This is a genomic window from Aminiphilus sp. (assembly GCF_029975095.1).
Lineage (GTDB): Bacteria > Synergistota > Synergistia > Synergistales > Aminiphilaceae > Aminiphilus.
Map to the genome: position 1 here is coordinate 1 of NZ_JARKPW010000213.1, position 2,416 is coordinate 2,416.

The window sequence follows — 2,416 nt, forward strand, 5'->3', positions numbered from 1 at the left end:
CTCGTGCTCGTCCTGCTGGTGCTCTTCTTCTCGATCGCGACGGAAGGATTTTTCACGGTGCCCAACGCCATGAGCATGCTCACCTCCTGGTCCATCAAGGGACTCATCGCCCTAGGGGTCGGCATGGTCATCATCTCCAGGGGAATCGATCTTTCCTCCGGATCCGTGGTGGCCCTCGCGTCGGTAGTGGCGGCCAGTTTCGCTCAGAATCCCGAGGTGAGCAAGTTCGGCATGCCCCCCGTGTTCGTCGCAGTGGTCCTTGCCTCGCTGGTGGGAGTTGTCATCGGTGCCTGCAACGGCGCCTTCGTGGCCTACACGAAGATCCCCCCCTTCATCGCAACCCTGGGGGCGATGACCGTGGCCCGGGGGCTGGCGCTCATGTACACCAAGGGCTTTCCCGTGAGCCAGCTCCGGGAGGACTTCATGATTCTGGGGCGTGCCATGGTCGGCCCCGTGCCCCTTTTGGCGATCTACTTTCTCGTCGCCGCCGGAGCAGTCTGGGTGATACTCAATCACACCGCCTTCGGCAAGAACATCTACGCCATCGGCGGCAACGAGAACGCCGCCCGCGTCTCCGGGGTCTCGGTGGAGCTGAACCTCGTGGCGGTCTACACCATCGCGGCCTTCCTCGCCGCGTTCGGGGGCATGCTCATGGCCGCCCGCACCGCCGCGGGCAACGCCACCTACGGCAACATGTACGAACTTGACGCCATCGCCGCGGTCACCGTGGGCGGCATCAGTCACAGCGGCGGCCTCGGCACCGTGAGCGGCATGGTCGCGGGCATCATGATTCTCGCCGTAGTGGAGAACGGCCTTATCCTTCTCGGTGTCTCCCCCTACCTGCAGCAGGTGGTCAAGGGATGCATCATCGTCGGTGCCGTGATCTACGACATGAGCAAACACAAGCGACGCTGAGCGTCGCCGGAGAAAACCCCAGCACCGGGGAGAGAACCCCATCGAAAAACGAAGGAGGACGACCATGACGCACCATTCGCTGGACCTGAAGGCCCTGCCGAAGGACTTTCTCTGGGGTGTGGCCACCGCGGCCTACCAGATCGAGGGAGCCGTCTGGGCCAACGGTCGGGGGTGTTCCATCTGGGACACCTATTGCCGCACCCCCGGCAAGGTCTACGAGGCTCACAACGGAGACGTGGCGTGCGATCACTACCATCGCTGGGAGGAAGACCTGGACCTCATGAAGGAACTGGGTATCGCTTCCTACCGTTTTTCCGTGGCCTGGCCGCGCATTTTCCCCAGGGGATGCGGCGCGGTCGAACCGCGGGGGCTCGATTTCTATGACCGCCTGGTGGACGGAATCCTTCGGCGAGGGCTCGTTCCCATGTGCACCCTCTACCACTGGGACCTTCCCCAAGAACTGGAGGACCGCGGCGGATGGCCCGAGCGGGACGTGGCGGACCACTTCGCCGACTACGCAGAGACGGTGCTCCGCCGTCTCGGTGACCGGCTTCCCCTGATCGTGACCTTCAACGAACCCTATTGCATCTGTTTCAACGGCTACTACAACGGCAGCCAGGCACCGGGGAGAAAAAACCTTCGGCTCACTCACCATGCCGCCCACACGCTCAACCGTGCCCACGTCCTCGCCATGGACCGCATTCGGGCCTACGCACCCGGAGCAAAGGCGGGGATCGTCATGAACACCACCCTCGCCCTGCCCGCCACGGACCGTCCCGAGGATCGCGTTGCCGCGGAACTGCTCATGGACTGGGAGGACCGCCTCTTTCTCGATCCCCTCTTCCGGGGGCGCTATCCCGAAAGCCTCTACCGCCATGTTCCCGAGAGCATGCCCGAAATTCGGGAAGGTGACCTCGATCCCGTGCGGGGCAAACCCGACTTCTTCGGCCTGAACTACTACTTCCCCAGCTACGTCGTGGCGGACCCGACGAGGCCGATTCCCCTGCGTCTCGTGGACGCCCCGGCGGGGCCACGTACCGCCATGGGCTGGTGCATCGTTCCCTCGGGGCTCACGGAACTCCTTCTGCGCCTTCGGGACGAGTACGCCATCGAAACCTTCTACATCACCGAGAACGGTTCCGCCTGGAACGACGTTCCGGAGGGGGACTTCATCCACGACGAAGAACGCCAGAAATTTCTGGTGGACCATCTCGACGCCGTGATCGAGGCGGTGAAGCAGGGTGTGGACGTCCGGGGATATTATGCCTGGTCCGTTTACGACAACTTCGAGTGGACCTTCGGCTTCGCCAAGCGCTTCGGGCTCTACTACACGGACTATCTCACCCAGCGCCGCATACCCAAGGACTCGGCCCGGCTCTACAAGCGCATCGTCGAGGAACACCGGACGGAAAATTTGTCGCAAAGGTGTTGACATCCCTGCCGCAGCTCGATATACTATGCCTCGCGTCGGTGGGCATGGGGGCGGATAGCTCAGCGGAAG

At 63.2% G+C, this 2,416-nt stretch carries 2 protein-coding genes; both read left to right on the forward strand.

Going from position 1 to position 2,416, the window contains the following annotated elements:
- A partial coding sequence (locus tag Q1K49_RS13260; RefSeq protein ID WP_300526471.1) for a hypothetical protein occupies window positions 1-915 on the forward strand: 915 nt, incomplete at its 5' end.
- 64 nt (window positions 916-979) lie between these two features.
- Window positions 980-2,347 carry a GH1 family beta-glucosidase gene (locus Q1K49_RS13265; RefSeq protein ID WP_300526472.1) on the forward strand — a complete coding sequence of 456 codons (1,368 nt, stop codon included), beginning with the start codon at window positions 980-982 and terminating at the stop codon, window positions 2,345-2,347.
- Window positions 2,348-2,416 lie beyond the last annotated feature (69 nt).

Excerpts from the sequence above, each read along its gene's own strand:
- Q1K49_RS13265 (WP_300526472.1), top strand. The coding sequence starts at position 980 with ATGACGCACCATTCGCTGGACCTGAAGGCCCTGCCGAAGGACTTTCTC.